This is a genomic window from Phocaeicola sartorii JCM 17136 = DSM 21941 (assembly GCF_054653615.1).
Genome location: NZ_BAAIFW010000005.1, coordinates 3845849 through 3870097 on the forward strand (window position 1 = coordinate 3845849; position 24249 = coordinate 3870097).

A 24249-nucleotide genomic window follows, 5' to 3' on the forward strand; every position below is an offset into this window, starting at 1 on the left:
TCCATCATCCCAATATATCAAGAACATAGATACATATCTGTCTGCTTACGAAGAACTCCCCTAGCTATATATAGCTGGTTCTCTATGGTTCTCAATGACAAGCCTAAGTTTCGGCTTATCTCCGGATTAGAAAATTCTTTTTTGAATTTCATAACAAATATCTGTTTACATTTAGGAGGAAGAGACTTAATTCTTTTCTCCACAATTACAAAAAACTCTTTTTTCAGCAAATCGTTATATCCATCTGCATGTGACACGCAATTATTTTCATTACTATAAATCTCCTCGTATCTTTGTGCTATTTGCCTATGACGTACCAGATCAATACCACGATTATATATTGCTGCATAAATGTATTTCAAAGCAGCAGCCTCAGATACAAAATAAATTGTCTGCTGAAACAACCCTGTAAATACATCCTGCACTACATCTTCAGCATAAAATTCATCAGATAGCACTTTTCCGGCATATCTAATAAAACTATTCCTATATTTTCCATAAATTCTCTCCAAGGAGATATCCCCTTTTTGATAAAAACTGGTATTAACAGATTGTGTATTCATAATATAGAGGGATTAACAATGGTTTTATAAATTAGCCAAAACAGATTGTTTCTCTTTCAAACGCTTCAATCGTACCAATGCTTCCAAATAATAGTAATCTGCATAACTAATAGAAGCATCAACCTCCCATCCCTTGTTCATGTGCCCAACCGAATGCAATAAAAAAGCATCTTTTTTATTGCGAGCCTGATATGCCGGAGAAGATAGTATCTGAAGCATTTCCACAGCCTTATTCCGATAGAAAGATGCAGAATCACTATCATTTATATAAGTAGAAAGTTCCAATAAGGCAGAGGCCGTTATGGCAGCAGCCGAAGCATCTTTCGGTTCACCTGAGGATAATTCCGGAGCATTAAAATCCCAATAAGGAATCATGTCTTCGGGAAGACGGGACAAATAGACATCCGATACCTTCCGGGCAAAATCCAAAAAACGTACATCATGTGTTTCACGATATACCATGGTATATCCATAAATAGCCCATGCCTGACCACGGGCCCACATAGAATCGTCACTCAATCCTTGATGGGTAACTCCTTTCATAAAATGACCATCCAGCGTATCATACACCGCTACATGATAACATGAATAATCTTTGCGGAATTGATGTTTCATAGTCGTTTCCGCATGTTTACAAGCAATGTCATACAAATACTGCCCCCCTCCATTCCGCGCAGCCCAAAACAAAAGTTCCAAATTCATCATATTATCAATAATAGTATTGTGCGGCCAGTTTTCCTTTTTCACCATTCCAGGCCAAGATAAAATAGTACCCACAACAGGATTATAAAGCATAGCCAAAGAATCTGCGGCATGCAGCAATCCTTCCTTATATTCCGGTTTTCCTGTCAAACGATAACCGTTGCCCAAACTACACATCATAATAAAACCGGAATCATGACTCTTTGCTTTCCTGTAAGCCAAGGGAGCAATCATATCGGTTACTTTTCCTGCTGCTTCCCTCCACATATTATCCTTAGTATCCTCATACAAATACCAAAGGATACCGGGCCAAAATCCACAAGTCCATGAGCCTGCCTGTGTATAACGCCATTTAATACTATCCAAATCCATAGAATTAGGAATTTTATCTAACGAAGGAATGGACACCAGCGTGCGCATAGCCTGAGACCGGCAATACGCAATTTCCGAATCAACAGGAAAATCATCGGTAGCAGTCGTTTTACACGAAAAACATCCAATGCTAACTAAAAAGATAAAAACAAGAGTAAAAAAAGTTCTGCTTTTCATAATTGTATCAGTTTCTTTAATGGATAAAAATATTTTTCTATCAGCAAAATTAGAAACTGAAATGTCTTTTCAACCATCCTGTAAAGCAGGATTAATCCCAACCTACTAGATGAAACAAAAAAGATCATACAACACTATGAATCAATAAATTGCACAATAGAAAAAGAGAGTTCCAAAAAAATATGAAACTCTCTTCTTCTATCCAATCACTAGAATAACACCTCTATTCCAAACGCTACTCTATAAATATCCCATGTTCCTTTATATATTCGGCAGGTGACATTCCCTTAAACTTCTTAAACGAACGGAAAAAAGAAGTACGGGAACTGAAACCACATTGTTCCGACAAAGAAACCAAGGTATATCTGGAGGCAGACTTATCCTGTATTCTTTTTATGAATTCGTCTATCCTATATTTATTAACATAATCCGTGAAACCAATATTCATAAACATATTCAGCACTTGGGACAACTCCCCAGTATTACATTTCACCACTTTTGCCACATCCTGCAATTTTAAATCAGGATTCAAATATAACCGATCTTTTTCCATACACTCATTCAGTTTCCCAATAATGAGCATGGCCGTTTTCTCCTCCATCTTTGATTTTTGATATTTTTCTTTCCGGTTTTCTTCGGATGATTCCGTCTTTTTATTTATATACTCCTTCATTCTGCGATACTTCCCCAATAACCCGGAGTAAAAATAAATAAGGATACAACAAACGACTACACTTAACACCACAATCCATCTTATAAACGACGTACTTCCGGCAACAACCACCCTTACCGCTTTTATTGCAGCAGGATTGGAAGCCGCCCTGACCTTAAACACATAATCACCAACTGGAAGTTCTGTATAAGAAACCTGGTTTCCTTTCATCAAAGTTTTCCATTCCTTATCATATTCTTCCAAACAATACTCGTATAAATCCGTATTCTCCACTGCATAGTTCAAGGCTGAGAAAGTGAATGAAATATTATTATCATTTGCAGACAGAAACACCTCATCCATAAATGGAGCAGAAACGGGCATTAACGTCTCTCCCGGGCACAAAGGTCTGCCTGCTACTGAAATAGAAGTAATCACGGGAGGCTGGACATCTTTTATCCCTATCTCATTCCAGCTCTTTACTGCATCATAACAAACCAATCCGCGTTCATTTCCCCACCAAACCATATTATCATCCGTTATCTGTACCGGAGAATTAAAAATATATCCGGGAATGCCATCGTATAAGGAAAAAATCTTATGATAATTTCCCTCTTCCTTTATATATAGCAACCCCCTCTGAGTAGCAAACCATAACCCGCCGTTCTTAGGATCTTCCACTATGCTCATCACAGAATTATTCGGCAAAAAATCATTAATCGTGATGTGTTCAAATGTCGTAAAAGACTCATCCACCTTAATCACCCCTTCTTTATCATCACAAAACCACAAATTCTTCTTTTTATCCTCATAAATGAACCGTACACTTTTAGTATATGGCAAAACATGTTCTGGAAAAACATCCGATTTAAATACTCCAGCAGCCCTATCATACATAAAAACGGCTCCTCCCGTACCCAGCCACATCCTGCCCTTCGAATCTGCCTTTAATGAAAAAACCGAATTAACTGACAAAGAAGAATTACGACTGTTATAAACCCCATATTCCCCTGTCGAATGGTCATATACATACACGCCCTTAGAACTGCCGATCCATAACTTATTGTTTCCATCCCTTTCATATCCATTAAATGACCCTTGCATAAAACATGGATCCGATTGAAAAAAGGAAAGTTCCCCCGTATTCCTGTGAAGCAAGTACAAGCCCCCTCCATAAGTTCCAATTAAAAAATCCCGATTGAAAGGTTTTACTGACAAAATTATATCCGAGCGCAAAATGGAATTCCGGTGTGTATAATGCCTTATCTTTCTTTCCGTTTCAGAGATATAATACAGTCCGTCACGCGTACCTATTACTTTTTTTCCATCTGCATCCACCCAAAAAGCACGTACATTCAGATTATAAGAATTAAAAAGCTCCGGACAAGAATAGACAGAAAAGAAACTTCCATGAACCGGAGTATAACTTAATCCGCCCATGTAAGTACCTACAAAAAGCATATCATCCTCTTTCAACAAAGAATAAACAGCATTAGAGCAAATAGCATCCGCATTCGAGGTATGCTCTATAGCCGACAATTCTTTTCCTGTAGATGCACTGATTATTCTAATGCCACTTCCGTTTGTCCCCACCCATACCTCATCATTAGCAGCAACGATACTTTTTATATATCCATTTTCCACTTCTGGACAAATAGAAAAAGTCTTCTTACCGATATCAAAAACCAGCATTCCATTACCGGCGGTTCCTAAATATAACTTTTCTTTCAAAAGAGCCAGACAAGAAAAATAACCGACAACCTTCTCATCATCCTGATAAGTATATACTTCCGATTGGCCAGTTGCAATATTATATTCTATCAAACCACCTTGTGAAGTCAACCAAAAAGTATCTTTATGCCCTTCCACAATGCCGGTGAGAAAATTGGTAGAAGACAAAGCATTTGATCCGAAAAGCACCTTGCTGAAATCATTCTCCTGATAGATAAAAAGTCCGTGAGTGGTTCCAACCAATAATCGCCCTGTCCGACTGACAAAAACCGCTCTAACCTCCAATGACTTTGTATCCAAAGCGACCGGTTTCACTTGGTCTGTTTTCCTGTCAAGCCTCCATAACCCTTTATCCGTACCCACCCACAAATAAACAGAATCCGTTTCGGCTATGGAAAAAATGGTACGTCCTGAAAACTGAAAAAAACTTTTCACATTGATACCGTCAAAACGATCCAGTCCGGTCTGGGTGCCCAACCAAGTAAACCCTCTTTTATCTTTATAAATGGTATTAACAATATTGTTAGACAAACCGTCCGAAATAGTAATAGTACGAAAAGTTAAATCCGGAAAGTCAACAGCCGACAAGGATACAGGCAGCCATAATAAAACCGCCACCCAAAGGCAGAATCTATACAGCCACAAATTCCCTTCCCTATAGAATGCGTTTCTCATAATTCAGCTAAAGTTACAACTTTGATTGATATAAGTAGCAAATTTACATAAAAATTATTCAATTATGATTCTTTATGCGAAGAAAAATAAGTCCATATAGATAAAACAGAAACAAGGTATTCATGATAGGAACTCATAAATACCTTGTTTCTGTGTAGCGGGACCCGGGATTGAACCGGGGACCTCATGATTATGAATCATGCGCTCTAACCAGCTGAGCTATCCCGCCATCTTTTTTTAAAAAGACCGCCAAGAGTGGAAGCCTCTCAACAGTCTAAAATTGTTCATTGTAGCGGGACCCAGGATTGAACTGGGGACCTCATGATTATGAATCATGCGCTCTAACCAGCTGAGCTATCCCGCCATCATTTCTCAATTGCGGGTGCAAAGATAGGGAGTTATTTTGAATCTTGCAACATTCCAGAGAACTTTTTCTTGCTAAATTTATGTTTTAATAGAAAAACAGCTTAGTATGGGGACGATAAATATTTCAAAAAACATAGTATTTATTATGGTAAATAAGAAAATTTGGCTTAATTTGCCACCGAAACTTTAAAAAGCTAACCTATGGGAAAAGAAAAAATTCGTTTGGAGTACATGTTGAAAGCCGGCTCCGGCAATATCGTGTGGTCTATTATTAGTACCCCATCCGGCCTGGAGACATGGTTTGCGGACAAGGTGACATTCAAAGACAAAGTATTCACCTTTCATTGGGGGAAAACAGAAACAAGGCAAGTTGAAGTGGTAAACTTCCGGGTTAACAGTTTTATACGTTTCCGATGGCTGGATGATGAAGACCCTAAAGCCTATTTTGAATTGAAAATGGTCTATAATGAACTGACTTCCGACTATATGCTGGAGGTGATTGATTGGGCAGAACCCGATGAAATAGAAGATACGAAAGAGCTTTGGGACTCCGAAATAGAAAAGCTAAAAAGGGTAAGTGGACTGTAATTCTATAAAAATATGCAAAAGTTGTCTTTGCTCTCCGTTTTTTATGCTAATTTTGTGCCTTGATAGTTGCACAAAATGAAATAATGCTACGCGTAAAAAAATTAGATATATTTATCTTGAAGAGCTTTTTGATGCTCTTTATAGGTACTTTTTTTATCTGTCTCTTCATCTTCATGATGCAGTTTCTATGGAGGTATGTAGATGAGTTGGTCGGAAAAGGATTGGAGATGAGTGTTTTGGCACAATTTTTCTTTTATTCTGCTCTGACCCTGATTCCTTTATCCCTGCCTTTGGCAATCTTATTAGCCGCCTTGATGACATTCGGCAACTTTGGCGAAAGATATGAATTGCTGTCTATGAAAGCAGCGGGCATTCCTTTATTAAGGATCATACGCCCACTGATTATTTTCTGCACCTTCCTGTGTTGCACCTCTTTTTATTTTCAAAACGTCATAGCCCCCAAAGCGCAGATCAAACTGCTGACTTTACTAGTGTCCATGAAACAGACTTCACCTGAACTGGACATTCCGGAAGGGGTATTTTACGACGAAATCGAGGGATATAATATATATGTAAAACAGAAAGACCGTGAAACGGGAATGCTGAAAGATGTGCTGATCTACAACTTCTCAGACGGATTTGAAAACGCCCACATCATATGGGCTTCCGAAGGAAAAATGGAGATGACAGCAGACAAACAACATCTGTATCTGCATCTGTATAACGGAGAACAGTTCGAAAATCTGAAATCGCAGACCATTTCGTCCAATAATGTCCCCTATCGACGTGAAACTTTCAGAGAGAAACATACCATTATTGAATTTGACGGCGGATTCAATATGGTAGACGGCAGTTTTTTAAGTGACCGTTCGGACAGTAAGAACATGATTGAAATCAGCCAGTCCATTGACTCGCTGAGCCATCGTGCCGACAGTCTGGGAAGAAGCATGTACAATGAAATAAAAGCCTCAACTTATCGCAATATCGTATTGTCGAAAGCAGACTCTGTAAAAATAGTTGAGACAAACAACAAAATCAATGTGGACAGCCTGTTCAACTCCTATACGTTGGCAGAAAAAGACAAGACACTGGGTAGTGCGGCGGATCGTACCGAATCACTGGCTAGCGAATGGAACATGAAAAGCTATCAAACCACAGATGCGGACAACAATATCCGAAAACACGAAGCCGACTGGCACAAAAAAATCACCCTCTCCCTAAGCTGTTTGATTTTCTTCTTCATCGGCGCGCCTTTGGGAGCCATCATCCGCAAAGGAGGTTTAGGAATGCCCGTAGTGGTATCGGTCCTGATTTTCGTAATCTATTATATCATTGACTCTGGAGCAACCCGTGTAGCTAAAAGTGGCGAAATGAATATGATATTGGGTGTATGGATGAGTTCCCTTGTGCTTGCCCCCATCGGAGCTTTCTTTACTTATAAATCAAACAATGACTCGGTGGTGTTCAACGCTGAAATATATATCAACTTCTTCCGTATGCTGCTGGGCCTGCGCCCCTCACGCCATGTATTCAAGAAGGAGGTGATTATAGAAGATCCGGATTACACGCGCATACCAATAGAACTGGACGAGCTGTGCAATGCCTGCAATGAATATGCTGCACGGCATCGGCTGACAAACGCACCTAACTATATCCGTATCTTCACCAACAAGAGACACGATGATGTCATAGCCGGTATCAGCGCCAAAATGGAACGGCTCATAGAAGAATTATCCAACAGCAAGGATGGAGTATTATTGGAATACTTGAATAAATATCCCATTTTGTCCACCAAAGCCCATAAAAGTCCGTTCAACAACCAATGGCTGAATTTACTGGCAGGAATCATTGTACCGGTAGGCCTGTTCTTCTATTTCCGCATCTGGCGGTTCAGCATCCGGCTGGACAAAGATTTAAAAAACATCATCCATACCAACCGGGAAATTCAAGAAAGAATAAACAATAAATCATTTATAATTTGACTATGGAAGAATTAAAACTAAATACCATCGAAGAAGCAATAGCTGACTTCCGTGAAGGTAAGTTTGTTATTGTAGTGGATGACGAAGATCGTGAGAACGAAGGCGATTTAATTGTTGCTGCAGAAAAAATTACTCCCGAACAAGTCAATTTCATGCTGAAACATGCGCGTGGCGTACTTTGTGCACCTATCACCATTTCCCGTTGCAAGGAATTGGAATTACCCCATCAGGTAGATACAAACACATCGGTATTGGGAACCCCCTTCACAGTAACGGTAGACAAACTGGAAGGTTGCAGCACCGGAGTCTCCATCCACGACCGGGCCGCCACCATCCGCGCCCTTGCCGACCCCGCATCGACTCCCGAGACATTCGGACGTCCGGGACATGTCAACCCACTATATGCACAAGACAAAGGCGTACTGAGACGTGCAGGTCATACAGAAGCCAGCATCGACATGGCGCGTCTGGCAGGACTATACCCTGCTGCCGCACTGATGGAAATAATGAGTGAGGACGGAACTATGGCACGTCTGCCCGAACTAAGGAAAATGGCCGACGAATGGGGTCTGAAACTTATTTCCATCCGTGACTTGATTGCCTATCGCCTGAAAAAAGAGTCATTAGTAGAAAAAGGAGTGGAAGTGGACATGCCGACTGAATACGGTCACTTCCGTCTGATACCTTTCCGCCAGAAAAGCAATGGTTTAGAACACATCGCTATTATAAAAGGTGAAATAAAAGAAGGAGAGCCCGTTCTGGTACGCGTGCATTCTTCTTGTGCCACTGGTGATATTTTCGGATCCATGCGTTGTGACTGTGGAGAACAACTGCACAAAGCGTTGCAAATGATTGAGAAAGAAGGAAAAGGCGCCGTTGTTTATTTAAATCAGGAAGGAAGAGGCATAGGGCTGATGGAAAAGATGAAAGCTTATAAATTACAAGAAAATGGCGTAGATACTGTAGAAGCCAATATCCTTTTAGGACATCAGGCAGATGAACGCGATTATGGAGTCGGAGCACAGATACTACGCAGTATAGGCGTCACCCAAATGCGTCTGCTGACAAACAACCCTGTAAAACGCGTGGGACTGGAATCATACGGCTTATCCATCGTTGAAAATGTTCCCATTGAAATTACGCCCAACAAATATAACGAACGTTATTTAAAAACCAAAAAAGACAGAATGGGACATACATTGCACTTCAGCAAATAAAAAACACAACAACTCAGGCAAAATCATATCATTTTTTATACGATTCCACCTGAGTTACTTTCATAATTGAGATATTATCCTTTATTTTGCAGCAAATAAACTTAAACACATTAAAAACAATAGCAATGAACCAATTATCAGATCGTCTGAACCGTTTGTCTCCTTCAGCAACATTGGCCATGTCTCAAAAGAGCAATGAGTTAAAAGCACAAGGAGTTGATGTCATTAATTTAAGTGTGGGTGAACCGGACTTCAATACCCCGGACCACATCAAAGAAGCAGCAAAAAAAGCTGTAGATGATAACTTTTCCAGATATTCTCCGGTTCCGGGATATCCTGCACTTCGCAACGCTATCGTAGCCAAACTGAAGAATGAAAACGGATTGGACTATACAGTTGCACAAATCTCCTGCGCAAACGGTGCCAAGCAGTCTGTTTGTAATACGATTATGGCTCTAGTTAATGATGGTGATGAAGTTATAGTCCCCGCCCCCTATTGGGTAAGTTATCCTGAGATGGTGAAATTAGCTGACGGAACCCCTGTTATTGTTACGGCCGGTATTGATCAGGATTTCAAAATCACCCCCGCACAACTGGAGGCAGCGATTACTCCCAAGACCAAAGCATTGATTCTTTGCTCTCCGTCAAATCCCACCGGTTCTGTTTATACCAAGGAAGAACTGGCTGGTCTGGCTGCTGTCCTGGCAAAACACCCGCAAGTATATGTTATAGCCGATGAAATTTACGAACATATCACATACAACGGCAAACATGAAAGCATCGCCCAATTCCCCGAGATCCACGACAATGTAATCATTGTAAACGGTGTCTCAAAAGCATACGCTATGACAGGATGGAGAATCGGGTTCATTGCCGGTCCGGAATGGATTGTAAAAGCTGTAAACAAGTTGCAAGGACAATATACCTCAGGTCCATGTTCTGTTTCCCAGAAAGCTGCCGAAGCTGCCTATACAGGCACTCAGGCTCCCGTAGAGGAAATGCGCCAAGCATTCCAGCGCCGTCGTGACCTGATTGTAAAACTGGCAAAGGGGATTCCGGGATTTGAAGTAAACATACCTCAAGGAGCATTCTACTTGTTCCCTAAATGTGATTCTTTCTTTGGTAAATCTGCCGGTGACCGCAAAATCAATAATGCTGACGATTTAGCAATGTATCTGCTTGAAGTAGGTCATGTGGCATGTGTAGGAGGCACTTCATTCGGTTCTCCCGAATGCATCCGCATGAGTTATGCTACTTCTGATGAAAATATTGTAAAAGCCATGTGCCGTATCAACGAAGCATTAGCCCTATTAAAATAAGATATCCTTATCCAACTAGAGACAGGCATCCGGATTCTTCTATAATGCCTGTCTCTTATCATACCCCACCCTATAGCATAAGCCTTTTCTTTCTTTAAATCAAATCTTTTTACACGGATGTATGCTATCTCCATAGCCTTTGGAGTTATCTCCATAAGCTTGCGGAGATAAAACAAACAAGAAAAAAAACTTAACCTAATGTCAGAAAAAGTTTAGGGATGCAGATAAGATCTTTTAATGATGAATCTGATTCCAAGGCCCTTTATGTAAAAAGCAGACATACAAACTTTAAGAAAAACAAAAAACGACCGTTTCCATTGATATAGAAACGATCGTTTTTTTACTTTAAAGAACAAAATTGTATTGCTTCTTAGCCAAGGTGAATAGCTTCAGAAGGACAAGCATCAGCACAAGTTCCGCATTCTGTACACAGATCCGGATTGATAGAATACTTATCGCCTTCAGAAATTGCTTCTACCGGGCATTCATCGATACAAGTACCGCAAGCGATACAATCGTCACTAATTACGTAAGCCATTTTCTTTAATTATTAAATTATTAGTACTAATTGATAGAGCAAATATACAGCTTTTCTCTATTAGTTGTCACATAGAGATTACAAAAATGCACTAATTTGTATTTAATCTAAATATGATCATTTCATCAACGCCTGATACATAACCTGTTGCATACGAGGACGGATGTTTAGCCGCATCAACTGTTTATGGTCAAAAGGACGCGGATAAATCCGATTACTCAGAAAAACAAAAACCAGATGATTTTTCGGATCCGCCCAGGCACAAGTTCCGGTAAAACCTGTATGTCCTACCACTTCTTCAGGGGCTTCCTCCGCACACGGACTTTTCGCACTATTTTTCACATCCGGCTTGTCGAATCCCAATCCCCTCCTGCTGATATTCGAAGTATGAGTCAGAAACAGATCACAAGTCTCCCTGCTCAGATAACGCTTACCATTATAAACTCCGCCATCAATCAATAACTGATAAACTTTTGCCACATCCCAGGCGGTAGAGAACAAGCCGGCATTTCCCGAAACACCGCCCATAAAGGCAGCCGCCTCATCATGCACATAGCCTTGCAGCATCCTTCCTTTACGCAAATAATCTACTTTTACCGTAGGAACAATCTCCTCCTTTTTAAACTGCCGAAGCGGCAAATAAGCGGTACGGTTCATCTTCATCGGTTTATAGAACTCTTTATCCAAAAAAAGATTCATAGGCATTTTACTGATATTCTCCACCATTTCCTTCAATAACATAAAGTTCAGGCAACTATAACGGTATCTCCTGTCTTTTAATGGAATACGTCCTATTTGTGCTATAATGGTATCACGAAAAGAACGATGAAGGAACATACTGTCAGCTACCTGTAAAGGATAATCGGCTGAGAAAGATTCCGCCATCAGTTCCTTCTTATAATCGAACCTATCAATAACATACAGCCGTGTGTCTATTTGCGTATGATGACTGGCATCCGGTCTCGCTCTGTACAAAGCTCCTTTATAACTGTCTTTATCTATAGCCTCCCTATAAAAAGGCCAAAAAGCGGGAATGCCCGACTGATGCAACAACAGCTCTTCTATAGTGACACGTTCCTTATCCGTACCTTTTAAAGCTGGAATGTATTGGGATATGCGGTCGGTCAAACCAAATTTACCTTCATCATAAAGTTTCATGACGGCCAGCAGCGTTGCCGTTGTCTTAGTCAACGAAGCCAGATCATATAAATCATCCTTCCCCACCTTTCGGGCACTTTCATAAGTGAAAGTACCGAACGACTTATCATAGACTGGTTGGCCATCTTTTAAGATCAGAATCTGACAACCGGGATAAGCCTTCGCCTTGATTCCTTCCATAGCTATCCCGTCTATCTTCTCCAGCATTTTGGAGTCCATACCATAATCCTCGGGTCTATAAATACGAGGCACCTCAGGAGCCATGGTCACTCCGTCACCCGGTTTAAACAAATCGGCTACAGCCACTGACAAGCGTCCGTCCGCCACCGCCTTTCCCACCAAAACATCAGCCACATACTCCTGAATGACGGATTCATCAGTATGTCCCAATACTACAGCCGCCGCTTTCTTCCAATAGCCCTTCAGGTCCGACATGGACTTTAACGGCATCAGATATACATAGACAACAGGCAGATCATCCGGAAGCGAATCAAGCATTGTTCTGTATTTTTTGTAATCATCCGAAGTAATCACCACAATCACACGCTGACTACCGGACAATTGCCTTCTGACAGCTTCCATCGAATCCGGACGAGCAACGACACGTGTGAGAGGAAGTGTTTTCTGCAAACGATTATAAAAAGCAAGCCCCGCACCGGACGTTTTTCCTATATTCAGCACCACCGTACCCTTCAATTTTGAGTCCAAGGGCAAGATTCCACCTGCATTAGCAGGAACCGTTATAGCCGCTTTCTGCAAACGAAGAATCAGCTCCTTCGTTTCCGGACGGTTCAATCGCTTCTCCAGACCGGAAAGTTGGACGTGAGGTTTATTTTTCAACCCTAAAACATATTTATAAGTCAATACCTTACGACATTTCTCCGTAATCACTTCTTCAGATAGCTTTCCACTTTTTACGGCATTTAAAACACCATCCAGCTCTCTCTTCAAATTACGGGGAGCCAATAATAAGTCATTGCCTGCTATCAAGGCTTGAGCGCATATATTCTCATGCTGCGAAATACCTTTCATCTCCAAAGCATCTGTAAAGACCAAGCCTTGAAAGCCCAATTCCCGACAGAGCAAATGATAAATAATATGTGAAGAAATCGAAGCCGGATTCTTACCCAGTTCAGGCACCTCCAAATGCCCAACCATCATACCTCCCAACCCTGCTTTAACAACTTCTTTAAACGGAAAAAGTTCAACACTATCCAAACGGGCACGATCAAAATTCAAAACCGGCAATGCCTTATGGGAATCCACTTCCGTATCTCCATGTCCCGGAAAATGTTTACAGACAGACAATACCCCTCCATCTTCCAAACCACGGGCATAAGCCACCACCTTCCGAGCCACATTCCGGGGATCACCACCAAAAGAACGGGTGTTAATAACAGGATTCCGAGGATTTACATCCACATCAGCTACCGGAGCAAAATTGATCTGCACACCTATTTCCTTACATTGGCGGGCTACTTCCTTACCATATTCATAAAGCAATTCATTATCCTGTATGCATCCCAAAACTCTGTTTCTTGGAAAACGAGGAGTTCCCTTCAAACGCATAGCTAGTCCCCATTCGCCATCGAAAGTAATGAACAAAGGCACTTCCGCCAGACTCTGCGCATAATTAGTCAATAAAACCTGGTTGGACAACTGACCGCCTGAAAAAAGCAATCCTCCTACTTTATATTCCTTTATAGCTGCATATATATTATTTTTATTCCGCTGGGTCTGAAGAGGAGCCACCGTATGTATGAACAGTTGCCCTATCTTTTCCTTCAAAGTCATTCCAGAAAGCCGTTCATCCACCCATGCCTTGCAGTCCTGAATATCCGCCCCCCCCTTTTGCAACACACCAGGTACCTGCTGTGCATACGTCATCACACATCCGACAATACATAAGCCTATAAATAACAATACATTTTTCCTCATCTAGTTTCTTCAATTATAGTTCTTCCTCCATGCAAGGGCAAGTATCAATTCTTTTCCATCTTTACTTTCATTTTCCCCACATAAACAGCATTTTTCCCCATTTGTTGTAGCGGGATCTCTTTGCCATCTAAATTCTTATAAAACAGAGTCTTATCAAAATAAGAATGCGAATGCCCCCCCAAGACAATATCAATGTTACGAGTATTGGAAATCAACGTCTCGTCAGAATAGTTTTTTCCCTGCCATCCCAAATGAGACAAACAAACCACCAGATCACATTTTTCCTGATTCTTCAATACATCCGCCACACGCCGGGCAGCTTCTATCGGATTTTCAAAAATCACCCCTTCACAGTTTTTCGCCTGCACTAACCCCTCTAACGCAGGACTCAGTCCGAACACACCGATCTTTACCCCCTTACGTTCCAAAACAACATACGGTTTGACAAGCCCCTCCAAAACAGTTCCTTGTACACCATAATTAGCACAAACAATAGGGAAAACGGCCATTTTGAAAAGACGCGCCATATTATCCAGACCAAAATCAAATTCATGATTACCAATAGTACCGGCATCATACCCCATTTCATTCATCAGCTTCACTTCAACCTCACCGCCAAACATATTATAATAAGGAGAACCTTGTGAAAAGTCGCCACAATCAAACAGCAACAAATCTTTATTCTCTTTCCGCATTTCTTTTATTAAGGTTACACGGCGTACAAAGCCGGCTTTTCCTGCAAACTCCGGATTCGGATCTGTGACAGGAATAGGTTCCACACGGCTATGGGTATCATTGGTATGAAGTATCAAGAGTTCTTTGACATCTTGGGCTGCCAGTACACTACATACGCACAAAGCAGTAAACAATACATATATTCGTTTCATGATAAGGCTGTTTTATTCTTTAACAGTAATTCTTCCCTCTATTTTTGAGTCTATTTTCTTATCGGCTTTCGTTTGTTCACTCACATAGTTCAGAAACAACTGACGTACTGTGGCCTTTTCAGGCAACAATTTATCCGCATCGGCCACTTTAGTAAAAACAGTCATGTGGTCATTTCCCTCAGCCAGATAATCCAATGTAGCCACTTTATACTCCCGGGTTTCCTCTATCTCTTTCCCGCCTACCGTAGCGTTCAGCAGTTTTCCGTCTCTAGAGATTTCCAAACGGGCTCCGCTTAATCCTTCCCCGTGCACGGCAGCTATGTTTTCAAAAAGCTCACGCAGCAAGATACCATTCATGGTAACAATGCACAAGGTATTTTCAAAGGGAGTTATTTCATAAATATTACCGTAAGTAATATTTCCCTCGGGCAAAGCCGTACGCAGTCCGCCCATATTCGTCACTCCCACATCGGCGATACGTCCTATATATGCGGAAGCAGAGCGACGCAGAATATCCGCCACCAAATTAGACAATTCACTTTCGGGACGAAAACGATCCATAAAACGGGCACTCCGGCCTATCACCGGGGACATTATACTATCTACCGTTTTTTGATAAGGAGCCAGAACAGCGACTGCTGCCGAGTCCGGACTAGCATCCCATGCTGCTGTCACTTCTATCCTGCCTCCTTCAACCGAAGCCAGTGAATACCCTGATTGACAGCTTGAAAACATAAAAACTCCGGCTGCTATTCCTGCCGAAATCATACACATAATTCGGTTTGGTCTCATGTTTATTCGTTGTTTATTGCCCAAATGTAGTTAAAAAAGAGGTTGCAGCCAACGATATGAGATGAAAAATAATTGAATTTATATTTGGCTGTATGACAAAAATCTAGTAATTTTGCACCGCTTTCGCGCAATCGCTGTCAAAGAAGAGTTACTTGATATGTTGCGTTGGTAACGATAAACAATTTAAAATCAAAGAAAATGGATTTAATTAAAATTGCTGAAGAAGCATTTGCTACTGGCAAACAGCATCCTTCATTCAAAGCTGGTGATACTATTACAGTAGCATACCGTATCGTTGAAGGTAGCAAGGAACGTGTACAGTTGTACCGTGGTGTTGTTATCAAAATCGCTGGACATGGTGACAAAAAACGTTTCACCGTTCGTAAGATGTCTGGAACTGTAGGTGTTGAACGTATTTTCCCTATCGAATCTCCGGCTATCGACAGTATCACTGTTAATAAAGTTGGTAAAGTTCGTCGTGCTAAATTGTACTACTTACGTGCTCTTACCGGCAAGAAAGCTAGAATTCAGGAAAAAAGAGTTAATCTGTAAGATTTATCATTTCCTACATAAAAAGGAGGTGTGTCAAAATGCACACCTCTTTTTTTATGCACAAAGCCCCGACTTTCACAAGCAGGGGCTTTGTTATTACCTAAAGATTTTGTATCTTTAGGCATAACATTTTATACTATGACAAAGATACATTTTCGTCCTTACAATTCCAACCAAACAGTGCTTTTTCCTCCAAGAATAGACGAGGATATTGCAGAAAACGAACCGGTGCGCATGGTTAACGCTCTGGTTGAGAGCCTGAACCTTGAAAGTTTCAGAAAGTTGTATAAGGAATGCGGCCGCAGCCCTTACCATCCCAGGATGATGCTCAAGGTCATTCTGTATGCCTATATGAACAACATCTACTCCTGCCGGAAAATCGAAAAGCTCCTTCACCGTGACATCCATTATATCTGGCTTGCCGGATATGAGAGACCTGATTTCATCACCATCAACCGTTTCCGTAACCGGGTGAAGAAGGAAATCAACGAGGTGTTTACCCAAACCGTACTCCTTCTCTCTTCCAAAGGCTTCATCAGCTTGAATGTGGAATACATTGACGGGACAAAGATTGAGTCCAAAGCCAACAAGTATACTTTCGTCTGGCGGAAAACGGTTGGGCGGAACCGTGAACGTCTGATGAAGAAGATACATGTCCTGTTGGAACAGATAGACGATGACATCGCCCAGGAGAACTCATCGGAAAGCAATGAGGAGATTGATTTCACTCCGGCCATGCTGACTGAAATGGCGGGAGAATTGCGTCAAGCACTCGAACAGGTTCCTGAACCCTCCACGAAAGAGGAAAAGACTGCGTTGAAAAAGAAACGCAAACAGCTGAAGGAGCTGGAAGAGCACAGGGACAAGCTGCAGGAATACGACAACCGTCTGGACACGCTGCAGGACAGGAACTCCTATTCCAAAACGGACAATGACGCTACTTTTATGAGAATGAAGGAGGATGCCATGCGTAACGGCCAGACAAAGCCCGGTTACAACCTCCAGATCGGCACCGGGAACCAGTTCATTACTGACTTTGCACTCTTCCCGAACCCTACGGATACACTGACCCTGATACCTTTCCTGCAATCCTTCTCAAGCAGATATGACAGGCTGGCCCATACGGTGGTTGCCGATTCCGGCTACGGTTCTGAGGAGAATTACCGTTTCATGTCAGAAAACGGTATGGAAGCCTACGTCAAGTACAACTACTTCCACATGGAACAGCGGCCGAGGTTCAAACCGGACCCGTTCAAGGCGGAAAACTTCTACTACAATGAAGAACATGACTTTTGTATCTGCCCCATGGGACAGAAGATGCAAAGGATAGGGACTAGACATGTGAAAACAGCATCCGGATATGTCAGCGAAAATGCCAGGTACAGAGCCATCAGATGTGAGGGCTGTCCGCTAAGATGCCGATGTTTTAAAGCAAAGGGGAACAGAACGATAGAGTTGAATCACAGACTCAGAGAATACAAGCAAAAAGCCAAAGAGCTGCTCTGCTCAGAGGAAGGACTGAAACACAGAGGACAGAGATGCATAGAACCGGAAGCCGTGTTCGGACAAATGAAAAACAATATGAATTACAAACGTTTCCGCCATTTTGGAAAGGATAAGGTCTTCATGGACTTTGCCTTCTTTGCCATTGCCTTCAATATAAAAAAGATGTGTGCAAAAATGACTAAAGAAGGTATGGATTGGCTGATTAGACCGTTTTATGAGCTTACAGTTGTTCTATTTAGATGTTGCGAACACATAAACCAAAGAAATCCTCAAAAGATCGCAGTTAAAAAAAATGAGTCGATTTTTATAGTCAATGAAAAAAAGAAGGCGCATCGTGTATTACGACACACCTTCTTTTTATGTAGCCCCTTTCACTCACTTTTAAAGACATCTTTCATCAGTCCTTCTTTTCTGTTTCCTGTGCTCCGACCTCTTCCTTTCCACGCAAATAAACAGAAGGTGCCACACCGAATTGTTGCTTAAAACATTTACTAAAATAGAACGGATCATTAATACCTACCTTATAAGAAACTTCGGCCACTGTATAACGATTTTCCAACAACAGTTCAGCCGCTTTCTTCATACGGATAATCCGAATATATTCATTGGGTGAATACCCCGTCACTCCGCGCACCTTACGATAAAAGACAGTCCGTCCCAACCCCATCATCGAAGCAAACTCATCAATCGTAAACTGAGCATTACCAATCTGTTGATCCATAACGATCTGCAGCCTGTCAGCAAATTCTTTATCCTTGTCAGAAGTACAAATAGCCGGACGTACCATATTCGGATCATTCGAGAACTTCTCACGCAATTTCTCACGCTGCTCTATCAGTTTGAAAGCGCGTGCCAACAGCAGTTTCGGACTAAATGGTTTGGTAATATATGCATCCGCACCACTTTCCACACCTTCCAGATGGCTTTCGGCAGAACTCATAGCCGTCAATAAAATAATAGGTATATGACTTGTATCAAAATCATTCTTCAGTTTCCGGGTTACCTCAAAACCTGTCATCCCCGGCATCAACACATCACAGATGATCAAATCAGCATCATACGTGCGTGCACGTTCCAATCCCGACGGACCATCCGCCTCGACCACAACTTCAAAATATTGTCCCACTTCTTCCTTCAAGAACTCACGTACATCGTTATCATCTTCTATAATAAGTACTTTCCGCTTATTAAGTGGTGCAGCTGGAAGTTCCACTCCCCCTTCTTGTGCCAATGCTTCTTCTGCAAGAACAGCCGCATGATGTACTTCCTCCTCTTCCAGCAACACATTATGGGGGATCAGGAAATCTTTTTCCTCATAAACAGAAATATCAGTAGGCAAACTGACTGTAAATATGGACCCGCCCCCTTCATTTTCAGTGTAGACTATCGCACCTTTGTGCACACACACCAGTTCATGTGTTAAATGCAGGCCGACTCCTACACTACTACCCGAGAAACTGCTTTGCATGAAACGCTTAAACAACTCATCACGCTTTTCTTTAGGAATACCTACTCCGGAATCGGCCACCGATATGACCAACTGTTTCCCGACTTCATCCACCGTCACCGAAAAAGTCACCTTTCCACCACTGGGCGTATATTTGAAGGCATTAGACAATAAATTATAGGTCACCTTATCCAAATAACCCTTATCAATAAACATCTTATAAGAGGCTACAGATGGCAGAAACTTAAAATCCATATTCTTAGACTCAGCAGCATCATTGAAACTCAGAAAGATTTCATACAAGAAAGCCATGACATCCGTTTCCTCCAAAGAAAGAGCCAGTTTATTATTCTGCATCTTACGGAATTCCAACAACTGATTGATCAAGCGCAACATACGCTGGGTACTTTTATCCATGACTTTCAATGAATATGCCATTTCTTTAGGGATTTTGCCACCACGCTGAATCTTTTCCAATGCTCCCTGTATCAAAGTCAAGGGAGTACGGAACTCATGAGAGATATTCGTGAAAAAAACTAATTTATATTCAGTCAGCTGTTTCTCTACCTGCACCCGGTTACGCAAAGCATTGAAGTCACGCATCAATCTGAAAGTGATGTATAATGCCACCCCTATCAAAATAGCATAAATAAAGAAAGCCCAAGTAGTTTTCCAGAAAGGGGGGACAACAATAATCTTCAAAACCGTTTCTTTATCTCCCCATATCCCGACTCCATTGCAAGCTTTCACCCGCAATTTATAAGTACCAGGTGCCAAATTCTTATAGGCTGCAAAATTCAACGAAGACGGTACACTCCACTCTTTATCATAATTATCCAACCGATATGTATATTTAGTACCATTCGTTCCGGAATAATCAAATGTAGAGAAATCTATGACAAAAGAATTTTGGAAATATTTCAACTCAATCTCATCTGTATAAATCAGCGAACGGTCTAACGGAGAATCCACATCACCCGGACGCATGGCAATGCCATTGATTCGAAGATTGGTAAAGGCTGCCATAGGAGTTACCGTAGAATTATTCACGATTTTGCCGGGAGTGATAACAACTAATCCATAATTGGAACCGAACATCAGTTTACCATCCTTGCTCACACAAGCACTGTTCTCGCTGTACACATTCCCCAATGCGTACGCCGAGAAAAAGAAATTTTCAAAAGCATGCGTATCCGGATCAAAACGAGAAATTCCATATTCCGTCGCAACCCAAAGTTTGCCTTCCCTGTCTTCAATAATAGACTGTACCATACTGTTTACCAGTCCGTTACTTCCATCATAATGTTCAAAAGTCAAGTTCTTGTAATCCCCTTCAGGCATACACATACTGAATCCCTTTCCTGAAGTGCCTACCCATATCCTACCTTTACTATCTTGATGGATACACTTAATTTCATTACTACGTAACTTACCGTTATTATAATTATAAGCAATATAGTTCTCCGGATTATTCATTAACGAATCAGGATTAAATATGTAAACTCCGGCACTAGTGCCCACCCACATCCATCCATTATTGTCTTCCTGGATCACACGAATCTGGCGCTGGCTATAAAAATTGTTCAAAAACCGCTTGAATACATACTTATCTTTTTCCTTAACCGCCAAGTTCAATCCACCGCCAAAAGTACCGATCCACATTCTGTTTTTCCGATCCCGATAAAGAGTAAAAATATTGTTATTCGCAACAGACAGAGGATCATCCGAGTGATAGGTGTACCATTTTCCGTCAATACTCAATCCGTTTCCACGACTCCCCAACCAAATACTGCCATCATCCCCTTCCTCAACAGCATAAATGTTAGAATCAAAATAACGACTGCTCTCTATCGTTTTCAAATGAGAGTCATAAACATACAATCCTCCACGACGAGTACCCAGCCAAATCTTATCATCAGGCATACGGTTAATCATACGCACGGTATTTGAACGGTCTGATAACGTTTCATCTTCAGGAAAAATACGCTCAGCCCCTTCATTCAAGACCGAAAGACGAGAAATACCCGTATATTCCGAACTAACCCAAATACCACCAGCCCGGTCTTCCATTATATATTGCAAAAAATTAGAGGTGATATGGCTGAATCCATTAATATTGGATTCAAAATGTTGTAATTCATCAGTTGCCAAATCATAAGCAAACAAACCGTTACCATAAGTGGAAATCCAAACAATATCACGAGAATCATGAACTATGTGGTAACGTTCCTCATCTATATAATTTACTTTATCAGCCGGAATCAGCTGGAAAGACTTGACAAATCTAGTCTTGGCATTGACATACCATACTTTACCCGTATGATTATAAATCCAAAAATTTCCCCGGTTATCAATCTGCACTTGCCCTTTTTCTATGTTTAGTTCCGTATTCCGGCTCACTTGATGGGTCTTCAAATTGAAGACATAGCTGCCATCTTCCATAAAAACAATCCAGTCATTTTGCAAGCGCATGGTGCTATACACTTTACTGCCTTCCCCCAAACAGGTGACAATACGGCTATCCTCTCCTTCTCTCTTCAACGAAATCTGTCCTGTTCCCGAAAGGAAAAAAACATCTTTACCCAAAGACATCATCTTAGAAGCATCATGTTTTTCCACTACCGACACCGCCTTGTCCCCTACTACTTGGGCTACACCGTCATGACTACCAATCCATATTCTACCTTGTTCATCCTCGGATATATAGGTAACGTTATCAGAAGGGAGATTATGGTTCTCTTTTCTGAAAACCACAGATATAAATTCACCATTCGTATAAGTCACCTTACGACATCCGTTTCCATCCTGCCATAGCCATACATTACCTTCACGGTCAGTCATCTTGTATCCATACAGCTGCTCATATTCCCCACAACCGGTAAAATCAACAAAGCAATCTTTCTTCAAATCATAACAACTGATCAACTCGGCAGAAGTAGTTATCCACAAGAATCCATTTTTATCTTCTTCCAGATCACGAATCCGATGGTCTGTCAACGATATTTTATTTCCACCCTCAGGACGAAAGGTCATAAATGAGTTTCCATCATAACGACTAAGCCCATTCAGCGTCCCCATCCAGATAAAGCCTTTGCTATCCTGATATATATATCGAATTGAATTATTGGCTACTCCATCTCCCGTAGTCATATGAGTAGAACGCACCTCGACTGATGCGGCAATACTCTGACTGAAAAGAATAAAGAATGCCCATAGAGTATAGATGTGTTTTTTCATATCATTTATCACAGTGTTTTTGTGCTTGCAAAGGTATAAAAAAAGAGTGTATCAAAATGAATCGATACACTCTTTTTTATTTTAATCCATGTGGAAGACCTCGGGCAGCGGAATAGTTACCGGAGAATTATCCGGATTAACTTCCATGATATCCGCCATATAGTCCCACCATTTCTGCACGATAGGATTGGCTCCCATATCTTGCGAAGACTCCTCTCCTTTAGTTTTCTGACAAGCAAACAAAATATTGGTATCCTTGTCCCAATAAATGGAGTAATCATATACGCCTCCATCGGACAACATTTTTTTTAATTCCGGCCAGATGGCTGCATGTCTCTTCTCATACTCTTTCTCGAAGCCCGGCTTCAAGAACATTTTAAAAGCTTCACGTTTCATGGTATTTTCCTCTTTTTTAAATCCTGTTTTTTTCTTATTTAGTTCCACCATCCATTACATGGAAGATAGGTTCGGAAGTCTTTTGTTCCGTACGGTAATACTGCACGGCGCTGTCATTCATTTTAGGATGCTGCTTGTTCAGCAAATTAATCATCTCAGCACCCGCCCAAAGTACCGGGCCATAGCCGTGGGCGGCATATACGTTGACCGGACGATAATAATAAAAAGCCGGATCAAAAGCCATACCTGTACCTACACAAGTCCCGTCTACTTGACCTTCCGCATTGATTTGGGTGGTAACGGCATGCCATCCCAACTGTGCCACCGGTCCATAGGCCATAGCGTCAATCCATCCTTTATTGATAGCATGGGCAAAGCAATATACATAAATAGCCGTGGCCGAAGTTTCCAGGTAAGAATCGTTACGATCCAGCAACTGATGCCAGAAACCTTCACCACTCTGGCATGCAGCAAGACCACGTACATGAGCACGGAACAGCTCTAAAATTTTATCGCGCTGAGGATAATCCTCCGGCAACACATCCAATACCTCACACATAGTCAACAACGCCCAACCATTGGCACGTCCCCAATGGAAAGCAGGATGATCCTGCATACCTTCCACCCATCCATGACGGAAAAGGTTTTTCCCGGGTACCCACATACGGTCCGCAAATTGAAATATCTGACGTACAGCTTCGCTCAAATACATTTGCTTTTTATCACCGGCAATACATGAATACCAAGCTACCGGCGGAATACCCATAAACATATCGTCCAACCATAGCGTATTATGCTGTGGACGGGTACGGGCAAATGTTCCATCAGCAAGACGATACTCCTTATTCACAATAAAATCCATATAATTATCAATCAACGGCTTAAGTTCCGGTGAATTTTTCTTCATCTGCACTTTGACCATAGCCGCGCACACCGCCCCGGCATCATCCAATGCATGAGGAGTCAGAATTTGTTTCATCTGCGGATCTACAGTTCCATACTTTTCCAATACTTTACGGAAATGCGGAGCAACCTCGGCCAGAAACTGAAAACGATCTGTTACATATTTATAATAAGCCTGATCCCCCGTAGCCTCAGCAGCAGCCAACATAGCTGAATAAGTCACCCCCCATTCATAACTTGCCAGACGGAAAGCACCTCGTTCCAGCTGTGCATCAGCCGTCATATTGGCATAATCCGTAATAACCTTACCTGTATTCTTATCAACGACACGAGCCGGAGTATTCCTTTCCAAATAACGAAGGACACGATCCATATCGGCCTTTATCTCCTCTGTAGTGAGCATACCGTAAGGCACTTTGTATGCAGGTTGCAGCAAGTGTAACGGCGTATTCGAATCATTCAGTACTTCTTTCTTCTTTTGCGCATTCACACCCGTTCCTGCCAGCAGCAACAGAGCGCCCATCATGCTTAATGTTTTCAGATTCATGGTA

General features: G+C 41.6%; 15 protein-coding genes, 2 tRNA genes and 1 pseudogene. 6 read left to right on the forward strand and 12 right to left on the reverse strand.

The features are described 5' to 3' along the window. Window positions 1–17: 17 nt before the first annotated feature. The 5 genes from ACYQ0C_RS16240 to ACYQ0C_RS16260 all read right to left on the reverse strand — a co-directional run bounded on the left by ACYQ0C_RS16240 (window position 18) and on the right by ACYQ0C_RS16260 (window position 5236). Window positions 18–563 (reverse strand): sigma-70 family RNA polymerase sigma factor, encoded by a 546-nt coding sequence (locus tag ACYQ0C_RS16240; protein WP_016275531.1) that lies wholly within the window; start codon window positions 561–563, stop codon window positions 18–20. A 24-nt stretch (window positions 564–587) separates the two neighbouring features. Continuing rightward, entirely contained in the window at window positions 588–1814 is a 1227-nt protein-coding gene (locus tag ACYQ0C_RS16245) for a glycoside hydrolase family 88 protein (protein WP_016275530.1), read from the reverse strand. Between the two features lie 235 nt (window positions 1815–2049). After that, window positions 2050–4872, reverse strand: a complete 2823-nt coding sequence (locus tag ACYQ0C_RS16250; RefSeq protein ID WP_016275529.1) for a two-component regulator propeller domain-containing protein — start codon at window positions 4870–4872, stop codon at window positions 2050–2052. A gap of 155 nt (window positions 4873–5027) precedes the next feature. Continuing rightward, window positions 5028–5101, reverse strand: a tRNA-Met gene (locus ACYQ0C_RS16255). Window positions 5102–5162: 61 nt separating this feature from the next. Continuing rightward, a tRNA-Met gene (locus tag ACYQ0C_RS16260) sits at window positions 5163–5236 on the reverse strand. Between the two features lie 203 nt (window positions 5237–5439). Between ACYQ0C_RS16260 and ACYQ0C_RS16265 the strand changes: the two genes are divergently transcribed. The 4 genes from ACYQ0C_RS16265 to ACYQ0C_RS16280 all read left to right on the forward strand — a co-directional run bounded on the left by ACYQ0C_RS16265 (window position 5440) and on the right by ACYQ0C_RS16280 (window position 10344). Further along, a complete protein-coding gene (locus tag ACYQ0C_RS16265) occupies window positions 5440–5826 on the forward strand; it encodes an START-like domain-containing protein (protein ID WP_016275528.1) in 387 nt (128 codons plus the stop codon). 83 nt (window positions 5827–5909) lie between these two features. After that, on the forward strand, window positions 5910–7808 hold the full coding sequence (locus ACYQ0C_RS16270) for an LptF/LptG family permease (protein WP_016275527.1): 1899 nt from the start codon (window positions 5910–5912) through the stop codon (window positions 7806–7808). Window positions 7809–7810: 2 nt separating this feature from the next. Beyond that, window positions 7811–9025 (forward strand): bifunctional 3,4-dihydroxy-2-butanone-4-phosphate synthase/GTP cyclohydrolase II, encoded by a 1215-nt coding sequence (locus ACYQ0C_RS16275; protein ID WP_016275526.1) that lies wholly within the window; start codon window positions 7811–7813, stop codon window positions 9023–9025. A gap of 125 nt (window positions 9026–9150) precedes the next feature. Next, a complete protein-coding gene (locus ACYQ0C_RS16280) occupies window positions 9151–10344 on the forward strand; it encodes a pyridoxal phosphate-dependent aminotransferase (RefSeq protein ID WP_016275525.1) in 1194 nt (397 codons plus the stop codon). A 370-nt stretch (window positions 10345–10714) separates the two neighbouring features. Here the strand turns inward: ACYQ0C_RS16280 and ACYQ0C_RS16285 are convergent, their stop codons facing one another. The 4 genes from ACYQ0C_RS16285 to ACYQ0C_RS16300 all read right to left on the reverse strand — a co-directional run bounded on the left by ACYQ0C_RS16285 (window position 10715) and on the right by ACYQ0C_RS16300 (window position 15657). Continuing rightward, a complete protein-coding gene (locus ACYQ0C_RS16285) occupies window positions 10715–10882 on the reverse strand; it encodes a 4Fe-4S ferredoxin (RefSeq protein ID WP_005841910.1) in 168 nt (55 codons plus the stop codon). Window positions 10883–10999: 117 nt separating this feature from the next. Beyond that, the gene (locus ACYQ0C_RS16290) at window positions 11000–13978 is read right to left on the reverse strand and encodes a serine hydrolase domain-containing protein (protein WP_016275523.1); all 2979 of its coding nucleotides are present in this window, start codon (window positions 13976–13978) and stop codon (window positions 11000–11002) included. 44 nt (window positions 13979–14022) lie between these two features. Next, window positions 14023–14865 (reverse strand): bifunctional metallophosphatase/5'-nucleotidase, encoded by an 843-nt coding sequence (locus ACYQ0C_RS16295; RefSeq protein ID WP_016275522.1) that lies wholly within the window; start codon window positions 14863–14865, stop codon window positions 14023–14025. Between the two features lie 12 nt (window positions 14866–14877). After that, window positions 14878–15657, reverse strand: coding sequence for a 5'-nucleotidase C-terminal domain-containing protein (locus ACYQ0C_RS16300; RefSeq protein ID WP_016275521.1), 780 nt, complete (start codon window positions 15655–15657; stop codon window positions 14878–14880). Between the two features lie 198 nt (window positions 15658–15855). On the opposite strand from ACYQ0C_RS16300, the gene rplS reads away from it, so the two are divergent. Next, window positions 15856–16209: a 50S ribosomal protein L19 gene (gene rplS / locus ACYQ0C_RS16305; RefSeq protein ID WP_016275520.1), complete on the forward strand. Its 354-nt coding sequence runs from the start codon at window positions 15856–15858 to the stop codon at window positions 16207–16209. Between the two features lie 138 nt (window positions 16210–16347). After that, window positions 16348–17904 (forward strand): annotated as a pseudogene (locus tag ACYQ0C_RS16310) (IS1182 family transposase); the annotation flags it as partial. A gap of 208 nt (window positions 17905–18112) precedes the next feature. Here ACYQ0C_RS16310 and ACYQ0C_RS16315 read toward each other — a convergent pair. The 3 genes from ACYQ0C_RS16315 to ACYQ0C_RS16325 all read right to left on the reverse strand — a co-directional run bounded on the left by ACYQ0C_RS16315 (window position 18113) and on the right by ACYQ0C_RS16325 (window position 24245). Continuing rightward, window positions 18113–22399 carry a hybrid sensor histidine kinase/response regulator transcription factor gene (locus tag ACYQ0C_RS16315; RefSeq protein WP_016275517.1) on the reverse strand — a complete coding sequence of 1429 codons (4287 nt, stop codon included), beginning with the start codon at window positions 22397–22399 and terminating at the stop codon, window positions 18113–18115. Window positions 22400–22480: 81 nt separating this feature from the next. Next, window positions 22481–22795, reverse strand: a complete 315-nt coding sequence (rhaM, locus tag ACYQ0C_RS16320; RefSeq protein WP_005853508.1) for an L-rhamnose mutarotase — start codon at window positions 22793–22795, stop codon at window positions 22481–22483. 34 nt (window positions 22796–22829) lie between these two features. Then, entirely contained in the window at window positions 22830–24245 is a 1416-nt protein-coding gene (locus ACYQ0C_RS16325; protein ID WP_016275516.1) for a glycoside hydrolase family 88/105 protein, read from the reverse strand. Window positions 24246–24249 lie beyond the last annotated feature (4 nt).